Source organism: Streptomyces sp. NBC_01288, assembly GCF_035982055.1.
Classification (GTDB): Bacteria; Actinomycetota; Actinomycetes; order Streptomycetales; family Streptomycetaceae; genus Streptomyces.
The window spans coordinates 757,414-773,874 of sequence record NZ_CP108427.1; the positions used below are offsets into that span (position 1 = coordinate 757,414).

10 protein-coding genes and 1 pseudogene are annotated in these 16,461 nt (G+C 71.9%); 8 read left to right on the plus strand and 3 right to left on the minus strand.

Going from position 1 to position 16,461, the window contains the following annotated elements; all coding sequences use genetic code 11:
• Positions 1 to 55 precede the first annotated feature (55 nt).
• The 3 genes from lanKC to OG194_RS03460 all read left to right on the plus strand — a co-directional run bounded on the left by lanKC (position 56) and on the right by OG194_RS03460 (position 4,741).
• Positions 56 to 2,656: a class III lanthionine synthetase LanKC gene (gene lanKC / locus OG194_RS03450; protein WP_327399325.1), complete on the plus strand. Its 2,601-nt coding sequence runs from the start codon at positions 56 to 58 to the stop codon at positions 2,654 to 2,656.
• Positions 2,657 to 2,700: 44 nt separating this feature from the next.
• Positions 2,701 to 2,814 carry a SapB/AmfS family lanthipeptide gene (locus OG194_RS03455; protein ID WP_327399326.1) on the plus strand — a complete coding sequence of 38 codons (114 nt, stop codon included), beginning with the start codon at positions 2,701 to 2,703 and terminating at the stop codon, positions 2,812 to 2,814.
• A 91-nt stretch (positions 2,815 to 2,905) separates the two neighbouring features.
• The gene (locus OG194_RS03460) at positions 2,906 to 4,741 is read left to right on the plus strand and encodes an ABC transporter ATP-binding protein (protein ID WP_327399327.1); all 1,836 of its coding nucleotides are present in this window, start codon (positions 2,906 to 2,908) and stop codon (positions 4,739 to 4,741) included.
• Between the two features lie 284 nt (positions 4,742 to 5,025).
• Here the strand turns inward: OG194_RS03460 and OG194_RS03465 are convergent, their stop codons facing one another.
• A complete protein-coding gene (locus OG194_RS03465; protein WP_327399328.1) occupies positions 5,026 to 5,598 on the minus strand; it encodes a hypothetical protein in 573 nt (190 codons plus the stop codon).
• 204 nt (positions 5,599 to 5,802) lie between these two features.
• Here OG194_RS03465 and OG194_RS03470 point away from each other — a divergent pair, with 204 nt between their 5' ends.
• The gene (locus tag OG194_RS03470; protein ID WP_327399329.1) at positions 5,803 to 7,740 is read left to right on the plus strand and encodes an ABC transporter ATP-binding protein; all 1,938 of its coding nucleotides are present in this window, start codon (positions 5,803 to 5,805) and stop codon (positions 7,738 to 7,740) included.
• On the opposite strand, the pseudogene OG194_RS03475 reads toward OG194_RS03470, so the two are convergent.
• Positions 7,663 to 8,244, minus strand: a pseudogene (locus tag OG194_RS03475) (LuxR C-terminal-related transcriptional regulator); the annotation flags it as partial. The gene OG194_RS03470 and the pseudogene OG194_RS03475 overlap by 78 nt on opposite strands.
• A gap of 343 nt (positions 8,245 to 8,587) precedes the next feature.
• Between OG194_RS03475 and OG194_RS03480 the strand changes: the two are divergent.
• Complete coding sequence (locus tag OG194_RS03480) at positions 8,588 to 10,735, plus strand: SpoIIE family protein phosphatase (RefSeq protein WP_327399330.1); 2,148 nt, start codon at positions 8,588 to 8,590, stop codon at positions 10,733 to 10,735.
• 71 nt (positions 10,736 to 10,806) lie between these two features.
• Here the strand turns inward: OG194_RS03480 and OG194_RS03485 are convergent, their stop codons facing one another.
• Positions 10,807 to 12,210: a S1 family peptidase gene (locus OG194_RS03485; RefSeq protein ID WP_327399331.1), complete on the minus strand. Its 1,404-nt coding sequence runs from the start codon at positions 12,208 to 12,210 to the stop codon at positions 10,807 to 10,809.
• 781 nt (positions 12,211 to 12,991) lie between these two features.
• On the opposite strand from OG194_RS03485, the gene OG194_RS03490 reads away from it, so the two are divergent.
• The 3 genes from OG194_RS03490 to OG194_RS03500 all read left to right on the plus strand — a co-directional run bounded on the left by OG194_RS03490 (position 12,992) and on the right by OG194_RS03500 (position 16,460).
• A complete protein-coding gene (locus OG194_RS03490) occupies positions 12,992 to 13,207 on the plus strand; it encodes a type A2 lantipeptide (RefSeq protein ID WP_327399332.1) in 216 nt (71 codons plus the stop codon).
• Between the two features lie 227 nt (positions 13,208 to 13,434).
• Positions 13,435 to 14,241 (plus strand): HlyD family efflux transporter periplasmic adaptor subunit, encoded by an 807-nt coding sequence (locus OG194_RS03495; RefSeq protein ID WP_327399333.1) that lies wholly within the window; start codon positions 13,435 to 13,437, stop codon positions 14,239 to 14,241.
• Positions 14,238 to 16,460 (plus strand): NHLP family bacteriocin export ABC transporter peptidase/permease/ATPase subunit, encoded by a 2,223-nt coding sequence (locus OG194_RS03500; RefSeq protein WP_327399334.1) that lies wholly within the window; start codon positions 14,238 to 14,240, stop codon positions 16,458 to 16,460. The genes OG194_RS03495 and OG194_RS03500 overlap by 4 nt, the downstream gene beginning before the upstream one ends.
• The last annotated feature ends 1 nt before the right edge of the window (position 16,461 follow it).

A 16,461-nucleotide genomic window follows, 5' to 3' on the forward strand; every position in this document is an offset into this window, starting at 1 on the left:
TCCGCGTCCGTCGCCCGACTGAGAGATTCGAGCCGGGCCACGAAGGGGGACGACCATGGACAAGCGGTACGAGGTGTACGCGCTCGCCGACCGGCATTTCTACGAGACACCGGACCGCCTGTCCGCGCCCGGCACGGACACCGCCGCGCCCCTGTTCGACACGGCGCGCCGCGAGGTCCCCGAGGGCTGGAGCTCGGCCCGCATCGGCGACTGGCTGACGCTGACCCCGCTCGACGAGGACGGCGGCCCCTTACCCGGCCCGGCCCAGGGCTGGAAGATCCACGCCTCGGCCACCCGGGCGAACGCGGACCGCGTCGCCGCCCTCGTCCGGGACTACTGCGTCCCGCGCCGCATCCCGTTCAAGTTCGTCCCGGGACCGCACCTGCTGCACCTGCGCAACACGAAGTACGCGGGCCGCGACACCAGCGGCAAGTTCGTCACGGTCTACCCGTCCGACGAGGACCAACTCCACGAGATCCTCAGCGAGTTGGGCACAATCCTGGAGGGCTTCGAGGGCCCGTACATCCTCACCGACCTCCGCTGGTACGACGGCCCGCTCTACGTCCGCTACGGCGCCTTCGCGCGAACCTTCGTCGTCGACGAGCGGGGCTCGCTGGTGCCGGCGGTGCGGGACGGCTCGGGGCGGTCGGTGCCGGACCGGCGGGCGCCGTCCTTCCAGGTCCCGGAGTGGGTGACGCTGCCGGCGTTCCTGGAACCGCATCTCGCGGCGCGCAACACCACGACGGTGGGCGAACTGCCGTACCGCATCGAGAAGGCGCTGCACTTCTCGAACGGTGGCGGGGTGTACGCGGGCACCGACACCCGGGACGGGCGCAAGGTCGTCCTCAAGGAGGGGCGGCCGCACGCGGGGCTCGCCTCGGACGGTGCCGACGCGATCGTCCGGCTGGAACGGGAGAAGCTGGCGCTGGAGCGGGTCGCCGGGACCGGGGTGGTGCCCGAGGTGCGGGACTGGTTCCTGCTGGGTGAACACCGGTTCCTGGTCATGGACTTCGTCGAGGGTCGCCCTCTCAACTCCTTCTTCGCGGAACGGCATCCGCTGCTCACCCCGGACCCCGACCCGGACGCGGTGGCCGCGTACACGGCGTGGGCCCTGAGGATCCACGCGGCGGTGGAGCGGGCGATGGAGGCGGTGCACGCGCGCGGGATCGTCTTCAACGACCTGCACATCTTCAACGTCATCGTCGCGCCCGACGAGGAGTCGGTGTTCCTCATCGACTTCGAGGCGGCGGCCCCCGCCGAGGAGAACGGCCGCCAAGTCGTCGCCCACCCGGGCTTCTTCGCTCCGCCGGACCGCCGGGGCATCGGCGTCGACCGATACGCGCTGGCCTGTCTGCGGCTCGCCCTGTTCCTGCCGGTGACCACGCTGTTCGTCGTCGACCGCGGCAAGGCGGCGCACCTGGCCGAGGTGATCGCGGGCCAATTCCCGGACGTACCGAGGGAGTTCCTGGACAAGGCGGTGGCGGAGATCACCCGGGGCACAGGCACGATCTCCCCGGCCTTCGTACGGCCCGGCGACTGGCCCTACAGCCGCGACTCGATGGTCAAGGCGATCCTCGCCTCCGCGACCCCGGACCGGGACGACCGCCTTTTCCCGGGCGATGTCGCCCAGTTCTCCGACGGCGGCGGCCTCGGCCTGGCCCATGGCGCGGCCGGTGTCCTGTACGCGCTCGACGCGACCGGCGCCGACCGCTACGAGGAGGGCGAACGCTGGCTCCTCGACCGCACCGCCCCGCCCCCGATCGGCACCCCGCTGGGCCTGTACGACGGACTCGCGGGCGTCGCCCACGTCCTCGACCGGCTCGGCCACCGCCAACGCGCCCTCGACCTGATCTCCGGCATCCTCGCGGAACGCTGGCAGAACCTCTCCTCCGACCTGCACGGCGGCCTGGCCGGTCTCGGCCTGGTCCTCGCTCAACTGGCCGCAGGCACAGGCGAGTCGGAGCTGCGCGAGCGGGCGGCGGAGGCCGCGGACATCCTCGTACGACGCCTCGCCGAGCCACGCCCTGCCACGCCCCGGCGGCGCGCCGGGCTGCTGCGGGGTGCGAGCGGTCCCGCGCTGTTCCTGCTGCGGCAGTACGAGTCGACGGGCGACCGGCTCCTGCTCGACGCGGCAACTGACGCCCTGCGCCGGGACCTTGAGTGCTGTGTCGTGCAGCGCGGTGGCGGCCTGGAGGTCGACGAGGGGTGGCGGACGCTGCCCTACCTCGGCGACGGGAGCGTGGGCGTAGGCATGGTCGTCGACGACCTCCTGGCCCAAGTCGACGACGAGACTGGGGAGTTCGAGCGTGCCCGCGCAGGCATCCGCACCGCGGCCACCTCCCGTTTCTACGCGCAGCCCGGTCTCTTCCAGGGCCGCGCGGGGATGATCCTGCACCTCGCCCGGACGACCGCGCCGGGCGCCGACGCCCACAGGCTGGCCGAACAGGTCACCGGCCTCGGCTGGTTCGCGATGTCGTACGAGGGCCAACTCGCCTTCCCCGGGCACCAGATGATGCGGCTGTCCATGGACCTGGGCACTGGTACCGCCGGGTGCCTGCTCGCGCTCGGCGCGGCGTTCGGCGACGTCGAGTCGGCGCCCGGGCTGCCCTTCCTGCCGCCGCTCCGGCGGCCCACTCAGCGCGGCTCCGCGAACTGACGGAGTCGTGACACCACCCCGTCCCCACAACGAAAGGACTTCTCATGGCACTTCTCGACCTTCAGACGATGGAATCCGACGAGCACAACGACGGCGGCGCGAGCACCGTCAGCCTGCTCTCCTGCGTCAGCGCGGCGAGCGTTCTGCTCTGTCTCTGACCACACGGTGAACCCACGGCTCCGGGCGGCCCCCTTCCACGAGGGGAGGGCCGCCCGGGGTCCACGTCACGTCACCCCGAGGGGCCGCCGCATGACGACGCACGCCGAGGGCGATCCGGTGAACGGTTCGCTGCTGCGGTCGGCCGTCCGCGCCGCCGGGTTGCGCTGTGTGGCGCTGGGCGCGGTCAGTACGACGTCCACGGCGGCCGCGCTGCTGCTGCCCGCCGTGCTGGGCCGCACCCTGGACCACCTGCTGGCGCACACCCCGGCTGCGCGTTGGGTGTGGGGGTGCGCGGGGCTGGTGCTGCTGATCGGAGTGCTGGACGCGTGCGGGACGGTGCTCGGCGGCACGGTCACGGCCGGTTCGACGGCATGGCTGCGCCGACGCGTCACCGGGCACGTACTGGCCCTCGGCCCACGGGCCAACACCCGTTTCGACGCCGGGGAGTTGGTGGCCCGGCTGGTGGGGAACGCCGCGCAGGCCGGGGCGGCGCCGGGTGCGGTGGCCGCGCTGTTCGCGGCGCTGGCGGGGCCGGTCGGGGGCGTGGTCGCGCTGGCGTTGATCGACCCGTGGCTGGCGGCCGTGTTCCTGGCCGGGACCCCGATTCTCACCTTCCTCCTACGCGCCTTCGCCCGGGACACCTCGGAGTGCGTGACGCGCTACCAGCAGGTCCAGGGCAGGATCGCGGCAGCGCTCGCGGAGGCGATGGGCGGCTTCCGCACGATCCAGGCGGCGGGAACGGCGGACCGCGAGACGGCACGGATCCTGCGACCGCTGCCCGAACTCTCCCGCGCCGGCCACCGCATGTGGCGGGTGCAGGGACGAGCCGCAGCGCAGGCGGTCACCGTGGCGCCCCTCCTCCAACTCGCCGTCGTAGCCGTGGCGGGCTACCTGCTGACCAGACACCGGCTGACGGTGGGCGAGGTGCTGGCCGCGTCCCGGTACGCGGTGCTGGCGACCGGCGTAGGCGTCCTCGTCGGCCAACTGTCGGGCCTGCTCCGCGCGAAGGCGGCGACCCAGCGCCTGGCCGAGATCCTGACCGAACCGACCCCCGTCCACGGACACCGCGAACTCCCGCCGGGTCCGGGCCACTTGGAGCTGCGCGGTGTCACGGCCCGGCACGGCGAACGCACCGTACTGGACGGCATCGACCTGGTGATCCCCGGCGGCACGACCCTCGCCGTGGTCGGCCGCTCCGGCGCCGGCAAGTCGCTCCTCGCGGCGATCGCGGGCCGCCTGACCGACCCGGACACGGGCGAGGTCCTCCTCGACGGCGTCCCGCTCCACACCCTGCGCCACGACGCGCTGCGCGACGCGATCGGCTACGCCTTCGACCGCCCGACCCTGCTCGGCACGACGATGGAGGACACGATCGCGTTCGGCCTACGATCCCCGTCCCCCGCCCGGGTCCGGGAGGCGGCGGGAAAAGCCCACGCGGACACGTTCATCCGCCGCCTCCCCCATGGCTACGCCACCCCCGTCGCCGACGCCCCCCACTCCGGCGGCGAGTCCCAACGCCTCGGCCTGGCAAGGGCGTTCGCCCATCCGGGCCGCGTCCTGATCCTCGACGACGCCCTCTCCAGCCTCGACACCATCACGGAACACCACATCACGAACTCCCTCACGGGCCCTGCCTCCACAGGCACCCGCCTCCTCATCGCCCACCGCGCGGCTACGGCCGCCCGGGCGGATCTGGTGGCGTGGCTGGACGGGGGGCGGGTGCGGGCGGTGGGTGCGCATGCGGAGTTGTGGGGGGTGGCGGGATATCGGGGGGTGTTCGGGGCGGGGGATGAGATCGACGTGGGGGTGGAGGCGCGGGGTGCGGGGTGGGGCTTGCGTGGAGGGGCTCGGGGCGTAGAGGGATCAGGGAGTACCGAGAGGGCATTGCCCGGAGGGCCTCGGGGCGCAGAGGGCGGGGCAGGCTGATGTCCGGTGGGGAGAGGTCGCCGATGCCGGGCGGGGAGGAACGGGCGGAGGGACAGAGCGGGCCGACCGGGCCGATGTCGAACGAGGACGATCGGGTCTGCCAGGGGGCGCCCACCTGCCACGACGACATCGGCGGTCACCCGGAACCGAACCCGCCGACGGACCTCGCGGAAGAGCTGACGCGGCGAGGGCTCCGGGAACATCCGCGGAGTGGCGCGGCCGATTCCGGACGGCGCACCGGGACCGAGGACGACGGTGGTGGCCGTAGGCGCGACCTCCCTGATCTACGCGGCCTCCGTGATCTGCGTGGGCGACGACAGAACCCGGCGCCGCCCGACATTGAGCCGACGGAGACCCGTCGACGCACCGACGACGACATGAATCAGCACCGCCACGTCCTTCGTCGGGAACAACCGGACCCGACACCGCTCGACGCCCACCCGAACAAGACCGCGCGACCCACCGAGCCCCATGCCGACACCAGCGACCCTCGGCGCAGCCTGCGCTTCCTTCACCGGCGGCGGGAAGCCACACCACCCGAAGCCCGGTCGGCAGAGACCATGCCGTCCCCCCAGTCCCACGACAGTGGCAACACCCCCCAGCGCGGCCTCCGCTTCCTGCGCGGTCGACGGCAGGACTCGGTGCCGCCCGATACCGAGTCGGCGGACACCTGGCGACGCACCGCGCCCCAGCGCGGCGGCGACATCCATCAGCACCGCCTCCGCTTCCTTCGGCGGCAGCGACAGGAACCGGCGCCGCTCGATGCCCGGCCGGAGGCAACCCCGCGCCCCGTCCGGCCCCACGACGGCAGCAGCGCCCCTAGGCGCGGCCTGTACTTCCTTCACCTGCGACGGCAAGAACCCGCGCAACCCGAAACCCGGTCGACAGAGGCCACGCCATCGCCCCAGCGCGGCCTGCGCTTCCTCCGCCGCCGACCCCCACCGCCCGGAGCCCCACCGCAAAAGACCACCCCACCGCAGAACACCGCCACCGTCCCTCGCCGCGGCCTCCGTTTCCTCCGTGCCCGCCGGCCGGTCCTCGTACGGCTCGCTTGCTGGTCCGTGCTGGAAACCGGGCAGACCTTTCTCGTCGGGTACGGGCTCGCAAGGGCGTTGGACGCCGGGTTCCTCGCTGGACGGAATGGGGTCGGGCTCGCGTGGCTCGGAGTGGCGGGAGTCGGGGTCGTCGTCGGGGCGTTCGGGACCGGGCGGGTCTATCGGGGTGTGGCCGATCTGGTCGAACCGCTCCGGGACCTGCTCGTGGAGCGGGTCGTCGCGCGCGGGGTGCGGGAGGCGGACGGCGGGGCGTTGTCCGGGCTGACCCAGCAGGTGGAGCTGGCCCGGGACACCTTCGCGGGGCTGGTGATGGTGTCCCGGTCGTTCCTGTTCACCGCGGTGGGCGCGCTGGCGGGGCTCTTCTCACTCGACCCGCTGCTGTTTCTGGTCGTGGCGCCACCGCTGAGCGCAGGGGTGTGCCTGTTCGCGGCGACCCTGCGTCCGCTGGCCCGGCGGCAGGAGACCTTCCTCCTCGCGGACGAGGCCCTCGCCAGCCGACTGGGCACCGTCTGCCCCGGCCTGCGGGACATCACGGCGGCCGGTGCCGAGGAACGGGTCGCCACCGACACCGGGCTCCTCGTCGACGCCGAACTGCGTGCCGCCCGTTCACTGGCCCGCTGGGGCGTCCTACGCGTCGCGTCCCTGGCGATCGGCGGCCAGTTGCCGATCGTGCTGCTCCTCGCCACCGCCCCCTGGCTCCTCGCCCACGGCGTCACCCCGGGCGGCCTGGTCGGCGCGCTCGCCTACGTCACCCAGTCCCTACTGCCCGCTCTCCAGAGCCTGGTCCACGGCCTGGGCACGAGCGGCTCCCGCCTCGCGGTGGTCCTGCGCCGGCTGGCACCTGCGCCGGCCTCGGCCCCCCTTCCCGCTGCGCCACCACCGGGCGAGCCCGCCCTTCGCGATACCGACCCCGCCCTCCCCCAAAGCGACGACCTGGCCGTCGTAGACCCGAGCGGTACTCCGACCACCGTCCCCCACCTCGCCTCACAACAGGCCGGCGAGCCTGTCCACCTCCCCCTCCCTCAAGACGTCCACCCCGCCCCACCACCAGCCACCGAACCCACTTCCCACCACCCCAACCCCCCAGCCCTCTCCCTGACCTGCGTCACCTTCGCCTACGGAACCGCCTGCGACCCCGTCCTCCGCGACCTCACCCTCGCCCTCCCCCAAGGCGCCCACCTGGCCGTCGTAGGCCCGAGCGGCATCGGGAAATCCACGCTCACCGCCCTCGCCGCCGGACTCCTGAAGCCCGGACGCGGCACGATCCGGATGTACGGGCAGTCGGTGTCCGAGACAGTCGACCAGCGCGTGCTCATCCCGCAGGAGGCGTACGTCTTCAGTGGGACGCTCGCCGAGAACCTGGGCCATCTACGGCCTGACCCCATACCCGAGGCGGAGTTGCTCGCCGCAGCCGAAGCCGTCGGGCTCTCCCCGCTGCTCGATGCCCTCGGCGGACCCGACTCCCCCGTCGACCCGGCCGCCCTGTCCGCCGGCGGGCGCCAGCTGATCGCCCTCACCCGGGCCTACCTCTCGTACGCCCCGCTCGCCCTCCTCGACGAGGCGACCTGTCATCTCGACCCGGAGGCGGAGGAGCGCGCGGAGCGTGCCTTCGCCCGGCGGGAGCGGAGCGGCGGCGCGTTGGTCGTCGTGGCGCATCGGATCAGTTCGGCGCGGCGGGCCGGGCGGGTGCTGGTCATGGACGGGCGGGAGACCGCGCTCGGCACGCACGAGGATTTGCTACGTCGCTCCCCGCTCTATCGGGAACTGGTGGGCAGCTGGTCGTCAGAGCCAGCCCTCGCCCTGCGAGATACGGATCGCGTCGATTCGGTTGCGGGCCCCGGTCTTACGGGTGATGGCCGCCATGTAGTTGCGCACGGTCCCGTGGGACAGGTGCAGGCTCCCCGCGATCTCCGCGACGGAGGCGCCCTCGGCGGCCAGGGTTAACACGCTCAGCTCACGACGGGTCAGCGGCATCTCCGCGGCCTTGAGGAATCCGAAGCCCAGCGAGTCGTCAACGAAACGTTTCCCCTCGGCGACGCGCCGGATGGCGTGCACCAGCCGATCGGGCGGGCTCGCCTTGTCGACGTAGCCGAGCGCGCCCTCCTCCAGCGCGCGTTTCAGCAGGCCGGGGCGGTGCGCGGTGGCCAGGACGAGGAGGCCGGGCGGGGTGGGGCCGGTGCCGCGCGGGCCCACTTCGCCGAGTGGCGGGATTCCGTACGCGTCGTCGCAGTCGAGGTCCGCCGCGCAGACGTCCGGCCGTACGGACCGGACGCGACCGGGTGCGCTGCGCCACGGGGTGTCCCAGACCCCGAGGCCGGGTTCGCGGCGGAGCCACTCCGCCAGGACCGATCGCACCAGACACGCGTCGTGCACCAGAAGTAGCCGGATCACTGCCGTCCCCTCAGCTAGCCGTTCGCCGGTTTCACGGTGGTTTCGCGTGTTCCCCATTGTTCGCGACCGTGACCGCGCGCGGTCACGGAGTTCCGGCCAACAGGGTGCGCGGGGGCGCACGCGGGGCGCCCGTACGCCGCCGCGCGCTTCGACTCGGGAGGTATACGACCGGGGAGTTCGGGGTACGCCGAACCGCTTCTCCGCACGGGAACGACCTCGCTCGCCGTGCGCGTCGGGCCCCCAGGGTGGAGCCTGATCACTGGGACCAGGACCGCGCTGTGACACTGAATGGCCTCCGGGGCGCCGAAGTCCGTGTCGAGCGCCCGACCGTGCTCAGCCCTTCGGGCCTCCGTGCGCTCGGACTCTCGACACAGCCGCGCCCCTTCGGCCGTACGAGGAGGTGGTCGGCGTGTCCGACGGGCAGGCGTCCCGGCAGGCGCCGGTCGGGCGGCCGATGCTGTCTCTGGCGCTGGCCGCGATGATGGACGGCGTCCACGCGCACTCGGGTGCGGTGTATCTGCTGACGCCCGACGAGCCGGTGCTGGAGATGGCGGTGATGGCCGGGCTGCCCCGCGCGTTCGCGGCGCCCTGGGAGCGGGTCGGGCTGAGCGCGCCGATCCCGGTGGCCGAGGCGGTGCGCGAGCGGCGGCTGATCTGGGTCGGCGGCGAGGAGGACATGGCGCGCCACTATCCGCGCATCGCGGTGGTGCTGCCGTACCCCTTCGCGCTGGCCGCCGTGCCCGTGGCCACGGCCTCCAGGGTCTACGGCTCGGTCTTCGTGACCTGGCCCGGTTCGCATCCGCCGGTCCTCTCCGACCGGGACCGCGACCAGCTCATCTCCGCCTGCGACCGGCTCGCGCTACGGCTGGAGCGTGCCGTCGAGGATCGGCATCCGGTGCGCGCGGAGCCCGATCTGCTCGCCACCGGGCCCGCGTCGAGCGTGGCCGGGACGCTGGGCACGGTCGAGGCGGCGCGGATGGTGGCCCGGCTGCCGTACGGGCTGTGTTCGCTGGATCTGCACGGGCGGGTCGGCTTCGCGAACGCGGCGGCCGGGGATCTGCTCGGCATGTCGGTGAGCGCTCTGCTCGGCACCCAGTTGTGGGCGGCGGTGCCCTGGCTCAACGACCCGGTGTATGAGGACCGTTACCGGGCCGCGCTGCTCAGTCAGCAGGTCACGTCGTTCGTGGCGCTGCGGCCGCCGGGCGAGTGGCTGTCGTTCCGGCTGTATCCGAACACGACCGGGCTGAGCGTACGGATCAGCCGGGCGCGGGCGGTGACGGAGCTGAGCCGGGCGGCACCGGAGCCGGGCGAGGGGCCGTCGCGCCTTGTGACCATCTCGCAGGTGCTGAGCCTGGCCGGGGCGCTCACCGAGGCGGTCGGGGTGGAGGACGTGGTGCAACTGATCGCGGACGAGGTCGCCCCGGCGGTGGGCAGCCAGGCGCTGGTGGTGCTCGGTTCACAGGGCGGGCGGCTGCATGTGCTGGGACACCGTGGCTATCCGGACCCGCATGTGGTGGAGCGCTTCGACGGGATGGCGCTGAACGGGTCGACACCGGGGACGGTCGCGCTGAACAGCGGTGTGCCCGCGTTCTTCGACTCCCGGCGGGAGTTGGAACGGCTGTATCCGAGCCGGCACTCCACCCCCGACGGGTTCGCGGCCTGGGCGTATCTCCCGCTGATCGCGTCCGGACGCCCGGTCGGCACCTGTGTGCTGGCCTACGGCGAGCCGCATGTCTTCCCCGCGGACGAACGGGCCGTGCTGACGAGTCTGGGCGGCCTGATCGCACAGGCGCTGGAGCGCGCGCTGCTCTACGACGCGAAGAACCAGCTGGCGCACGGGTTGCAGGAGGCGCTGCTCCCGCACTCGCTGCCGCCGCTGCCGGGCATCGAGGCCGCCGCCCGCTATCTGCCGGCCACCCAGGGCATGGAGATCGGCGGCGACTTCTACGACCTCGTGACCTCCGAGGGACTCGCCGCCGTGATCGGTGACGTACAGGGGCACAACGTGACCGCGGCCGGGCTGATGGGGCAGATCCGGACCGCCGTCCGCGCGTACACGACGGTCGGTCAGGCTCCGGAGGAGGTCATGCGCAGCACCAACCGGCTGCTGATCGACCTCGGTTCCGAACTCTTCGCGAGCTGTCTGTATCTACGGCTGGATCCCGCGCGCGGTACGGCCGTGATGGCGCGGGCCGGGCATCCGCCGCCGTTGCTGCGCCGCCCCGACGGACGGGTGCGGGTGCTGGACCTGGCGGGCGGTCCGCTGCTGGGCATCGACGCCGACGCCGTCTATCCGACGACGGAGGTCGATCTCGCGCCCGGTTCCGTCCTCGTCCTCTACACCGACGGGCTCATCGAGTCACCCGGCGTCGACATCGAGGACGCCCTGGTCGAACTGGGCCAACGCCTCGCAACGGCCGGGGACTTGCCGCTGGAGGAGATCGCCGACGAACTGGTGCGGCACAGTGCGGCCGCACAGGAGCGGATCGACGACGTGGCGCTGCTTCTGCTGCGGGCCCGGGAGCCGGGACCGGATCACCTGACGTGAACGCAGGGCGGTCCGGCCCTCCCGCCGGAGGGCCGGACCGATCCACCGCCGACCTGATGGAAGGGGTCGGATCAGTGGTTCGAGGTGAGCGACGAACCGTCGTCGGCCCCGTTGCCGGTGTCCTGGCCGGTGCCGTTCTGGTCCGCGCCGGTGCCGGTGCCGTCGGTCGCCGACGGGTCGACAGCGCCGGACTGGTCACCGGTGCCGTCGGTCGCGTTCGGGTCCACGGCGCCGGACTGGTCGCCCGTGCCATCGGTCGCGGACGGGTCGGCGGCGGTGGCCGACGGGTCCGCCGTGGCGGTGTCGTCGCCCGCACCAGCGCCGGCGCCGGCGTCGCCGAGGGTGGCACCGGTCGCGGTGAGCGCGGCGGTGACCGGCTGGAAGAAGGTCTCGCCGCCGGCGGTGCAGTCGCCGCTGCCGCCGGAGGTGAGGCCGACCGCGCCGCCGTCCTGGGTGAAGAGCGAGCCGCCGCTGTCACCCGCCTCGGCGCAGACGTCCGTCTGGATGAGGCCGTTGACGGTGTCGACACCGTTGGGGTCGGTCTCGCTCTGGAAGTTGACCGTCGCGTCGAGCCCGGTGACCGAGCCGTCGTGCAGACCGGTGGTGGAGCCCATCCGGAAGACCTGGGTGCCGACCGTGGCGTCCTCGGCCTGGGTGATCTGGACGGTCTGGCCGTTGCCGACGTTGACGTCGCTGGTGGTCTGCGTGGCCGGGTCGTCGTACTTCACGAGGGAGAAGTCGCTGACGGGGAACGTGGCCTGGTCGACCGTGGCGATCGGCTGGCCGTCCTGCGAGTCGGACCACTGCTTCGCCGCGACACCGCAGTGTCCGGCGGTCAGGAAGGCGGGGGTGCCGTCGCTCGCGGTGACGTTGAAGCCGAGGGAGCAGCGCACGCCGCCCTGGTCGGTCTGGGCGAAGATCGCGTCACCGCCCGATACCAGCGTCTTGAAGGAGCCGGCGGTCTTCTTGACGGTGGCCATGCTCGTGCCGAGGCTCTTGACCGTCGACAGCACGGTGTCCCACTTGGTGCCCGTGACGGTGCTGTCGGCGAGGACCTGGATCTTGTTGGTCTTCGGGTCGACCGACCAGGCGGTGCCGGGGACGGTCGCCTTGGTCTTCAACACCTGGGCGGCGGCGGTGAGTTCGGCGGTGCTGTTCTGCACCTCGCGCACCTTGGCGCCGGCCTTCTCCGCCTGCACGACCACGTTGTTGTTGTCGCCCGAGATCACGTTGACGACGAGCTGCTGCGTGGCGCTGTCGTAGTAGGACCCGGCGAAGGCGTCGCCCAGCAGTCCGGCGATCTGCGAGGAGAGGTCGGAGGCGCCCGTCGCCTTGAGGGTCTTGGGGGTGGCGGCGCCTGCCGAGTTGTCCTGGGACGCGTTGGCGTTCGGCAGCAGGATCGCCGCCGCTCCGAGAGCAGCGACACCTCCGACGGCTATGACGGCCTTGCGCTTCGGAATTCGCTTGTGACTCAAACTGCTCGACCTCCTGGGGACCGGGGTCTGTGCCGCCGGGGTGGCGGCTTATGGGGGGGGCGCCTGGATGCCCGTTGATACGCACGTGTCACGTGGGCCGTTCAATTCCGTTTCTCAACTTCCTTTGCGAAACCAGGAATCGGCCATGTGCAAGCCCTGACCCGATGCGGGTACGAAGGGCTGCGGGCCAGTGCCCACGGCATATCGGCCGCTGTCCGTCCGGCGCGCGGCGAGCGGGCGGATGTCTTGATCGAATCGGTGCCGCTCAAACCTGCCTGTGCGGGTGGGCAGTTCACAGACTCCCGGTCCGCCACCGGTCCACTCCCGAACCGACACGGACGGCGATCGGTCGGCAACGGTCCGTCGAGAACAGCGGACAGAATCCTCGCTTCAGGGAATCTGCACAGCGCGTACCCAACGAAGTCACCGGTCTCCACGGATCTGCACATGCACACGCCCCCTGCAACGCCTTTGGTGGGGAGTGCCCGATTCCGCTTCGGTGCCGCAAGGCCTCCCGCGGAACGATGCCGTGCAGCGTGTGAAGAAGTCGCCGACACCTCGTGCCCACGCCTGCACGGTTCGGGGCTCCTGGGGCTCAAGTGCCCTGGTGGGACGGGAGTTTGATTGGCTGCGTCCACCCGCCGCGTGCTTTGATCCATCGCACCGCAGGGGCCACGAGGGCTCCGGAAACGGCGCCCGGCGCCTGCGGTCGCGGCCGTCGTCTGTCCCCAGAGGGGGCCGCTCCCCCCTTGTGAATATCCATATGAAGGGAAGTTCCCCCATGAACTCCACCCCCCAGGTCCAGACCGTCGAGATCTCCGACGCCGAGCTCGACAACGTCTCCGGTGGTCTGTCCGTGAACGCCCTTGGCACCGTCACCAACCTGGTCGACGGCGTTGTCCCGGTCTCCGGCCTGGTCGACTCGGTCATCGGCACGGTCGAGGGCACCACCGGCCTGAACGTGGCCCCGGTCACGGGCCTGGTCGCCGGTCTCTGACCGCACCTTGTTCCACCGAGTCCCGGAGCCGTTTCCCGGCTCCGGGACTCTTGGATGCCCCCCTTTTTTTGGGGCTCGGTTCACCTCCGGGGCGCCAAAGCCTGTGTCGAGTGCCCGACCGTGCTCGACCCTTCGGGCCTCCGCGCGCTCGAACTCTCGACACAGGCGCGCCCCTTCGGCTCACTCGCCGGGCCAGACAACAGCGCCTTCGCAGGTGAGGGAAATTCGTGCAGTTCCGCCAACAGGCCCTCGCCAAGCTCCAGTCGCCCGAAGAGCTCGATCTTCCGGTGCGCTTCGCGCGTCCCCAGGGCTGGCTCGTGCTCTCCGTGACGGTGATGGTCGTGGCCGCCGCGTCCGTGTGGGCGGTGACCGGTTCGGTGGCGTCGACCGTCAGCGCGTCCGCCATCCTCACGCACGGGGAGGGCAGTTACATCCTGCAGAGCCCCGTGGCCGGACAGGTCACCGCCGTCCTCGCGGAGGAAGGCGAACGGCTCCCCGCCAACTCGCCCGTCCTCAAGGTCCGTTCGAGCGACGGCGACTCCGTCGTGCGCACGGTCGCCGCGGGCCGGATCACCGCGCTCGCCGCCACCATCGGCCAGATCATCCAGACCGGCGCGAACGTCGCCGCCGTGGAGAAGGTCGCGCACGCCACCGACCCGCTGTACGCGACGGTGTACGTGCCCGCCGAGAACGCGGCCTCCATCCCCGCGAACGCCGCCGTCGACCTGACCGTGTCGTCGGCTCCGACGCAGACGTACGGCGTGCTGCGCGGCCAGGTGAAGGCGGTGGACCGGTCCGCCGAGTCGGCGCAGCAGATCTCCGCGTTCCTCGGGGACAGCCAGCTCGGCGAGCAGTTCACCAAGAAGGGCCGGCCGGTGGCCGTGCTGGTGAAGCTCGACAAGTCGGCGCGGACGAAGAGCGGTTACAAGTGGTCGTCCCAGGACGGACCCCCCTTCGCCCTCACCTCCATGACCATGGCCTCGGCCTCGATCCGGCTGGCCGATCAGCGCCCCCTCGATTGGCTGCTGCCATGAGCCCCGCACAGGACACCCGTTCGCGCCGCCGCTCCGCCCCGCCGAAACGCCCGGTCCCCAAGGGCCGTGCGAAGACGGTCCGTTCACCCACCGTCCTCCAGATGGAGGCCGTCGAATGCGGCGCCGCCTCCCTCGCGATGGTCCTCGGCTTCTACGGCCGCCACATCCCGCTGGAGGAACTGCGCATCGCCTGCGGCGTCTCCCGGGACGGCTCGCGCGCCAGCAACCTCCTCAAGGCGGCGCGCAGTTACGGCCTCACGGCCAAGGGCATGCAGATGGACACGGCCGCCCTCGCCGAAGTGCGGTCCCCCGCCGTCCTGTTCTGGGAGTTCAACCACTACGTCGTCTACGACGGCATGGGGCGCCGCCTCGGCCGCCGCGGGGTGTACATCAACGACCCCGGAAAAGGTCGCCGGTTCGTGCCCATGGAGGACTTCGACGCCAGTTTCACCGGTGTCGTCCTCGTCATGGAGCCGGGCGACGGTTTCGAGAAGGGCGGCCGCAAGCCGGGTGTCCTGGGCGCGATGCCGGCCCGGTTGCGCGGCACCGCGGGCACGATGCCCGCCGCCGTTCTCGCGAGCCTGCTGCTGGTGCTGGTCGGCGCGGCGATGCCCGCGCTCAGCCGGACCTACATCGACATGTTCCTGATAGGCGGTCAGACGTCCCTGCTGGGCGTCCTGTTCGCGTCGATGGGCACCTGCGTCCTGCTCACACTGGCGCTGACCTGGCTGCAACAGGCGAACCTGCTGCACGGCCGCATCATCTCCTCCACCCTCTCCAGCGCCCGCTTCCTGCGTCATCTGCTGCGGCTGCCGGTGACGTTCTTCTCCCAGCGCAGCCCGGCCGACCTGGTCCAGCGCCTCCAGTCGAACGACGCCGTCGCCGAGACCCTGGCCCGCGACCTGTCGGCGGCGGGCGTGGACGCGGTGGTCGTGGTGCTCTACGCGTTCCTCCTCTATACGTACGACCCCCAACTCACGTACGTGGGCATAGGTGTTGCCCTGCTGAACGTGGTGGCGATGCGGGTCGTCATCCGGCTGCGCGCGACCCGTACCGCGAAGCTGCGCGCCGACAGCGCCCGGCTCACCAACACGGCATACACCGGGCTCCAGTTGATCGAGACGATGAAGGCGACCGGCGGTGAGGACGGCTACTTCCGCAAGTGGGCCGGGCAGCACGCCACCACCCTGGAGGAACAGCAGCGGCTCGGGGTGCCGAGCGCCTGGCTGGGCGTGGTCGCCCCGACGCTCGCCTCGCTCAACAGCGCGCTGATCCTGTGGATCGGCGGTATGCGGGCGGTCGAAGGGCACATCTCCGTAGGCCTGTTGGTCGCCTTCCAGGCGCTCGTCACCCGCTTCACCGCGCCGATCACCCGGCTCAACGGCGTCGCGGGCCGCATCCAGGACTTCGCCGCCGACGTGGCCCGCCTCAAGGACGTCGAGAACTTCCAGGCCGATCCCCTCTACTCCCGTGCGGGCGGCGCCGATTCGACCCGTCGGCTGCAAGGGCACGTCGAGCTGGAGAACATCACCTTCGGCTACAGCCCGCTCGACAAGCCGCTGCTCACCGGCTTCGACCTGACGGTCGGCCCGGGTCAGCAGGTGGCGCTGGTCGGCGGCTCCGGCAGCGGCAAGTCGACGGTGTCCAGGCTGATTTCGGGCCTCTACACGCCCTGGGAGGGCGTGATCCGCATCGACAACCACCGGCTGGAGGACATCCCGCGCGGCGCCCTCGCCGCCTCGGTCTCGTTCGTCGACCAGGACGTGTTCCTCTTCGAGGGCTCGGTCCGCGACAACGTGGCGCTGTGGGACCCATCGATCCCGGACGAGGCCGTGACGGACGCGCTGCGGGACGCCGCCCTGTACGACGTGGTCATGCGACGGCCCGGCGGCATCCACAGCCGGGTCGAGCAGGACGGCCGCAACTTCTCCGGCGGTCAGCGTCAACGCCTGGAGATCGCACGGGCGTTGGTGCGCAGGCCCAGCATCCTGGTGCTGGACGAGGTGACGAGCGCCCTGGACGCGGAGACCGAGCTGGTCGTGATGGACAACCTGCGCAAGCGCGGCTGCGCCTGCGTGGTGATCGCCCACCGGCTCAGCACCGTGCGCGACAGCGACGAGATCGTCGTCCTCGAACACGGGACGATCGTGGAACGCGGGCGGCACGACGCCCTGGTGGCGGCCGGCGGCGCGTACGCCACGCTGGTCAAGGAGCGCTGAG

What these genes read in the sequence shown, in the direction of transcription:
- OG194_RS03455 (WP_327399326.1), top strand. Translation starts at nt 2,701, where the DNA reads ATGGCACTTCTCGACCTTCAGACGATGGAATCCGACGAGCACAACGAC.
- OG194_RS03490 (WP_327399332.1), top strand. Translation starts at nt 12,992, where the DNA reads ATGAACTCCACCCCCCAGGTCCAGACCGTCGAGATCTCCGACGCCGAG.
- OG194_RS03460 (WP_327399327.1), top strand. Translation starts at nt 2,906, where the DNA reads ATGACGACGCACGCCGAGGGCGATCCGGTGAACGGTTCGCTGCTGCGG.
- lanKC (WP_327399325.1), top strand. Translation starts at nt 56, where the DNA reads ATGGACAAGCGGTACGAGGTGTACGCGCTCGCCGACCGGCATTTCTAC.
- OG194_RS03500 (WP_327399334.1), top strand. Translation starts at nt 14,238, where the DNA reads ATGAGCCCCGCACAGGACACCCGTTCGCGCCGCCGCTCCGCCCCGCCG.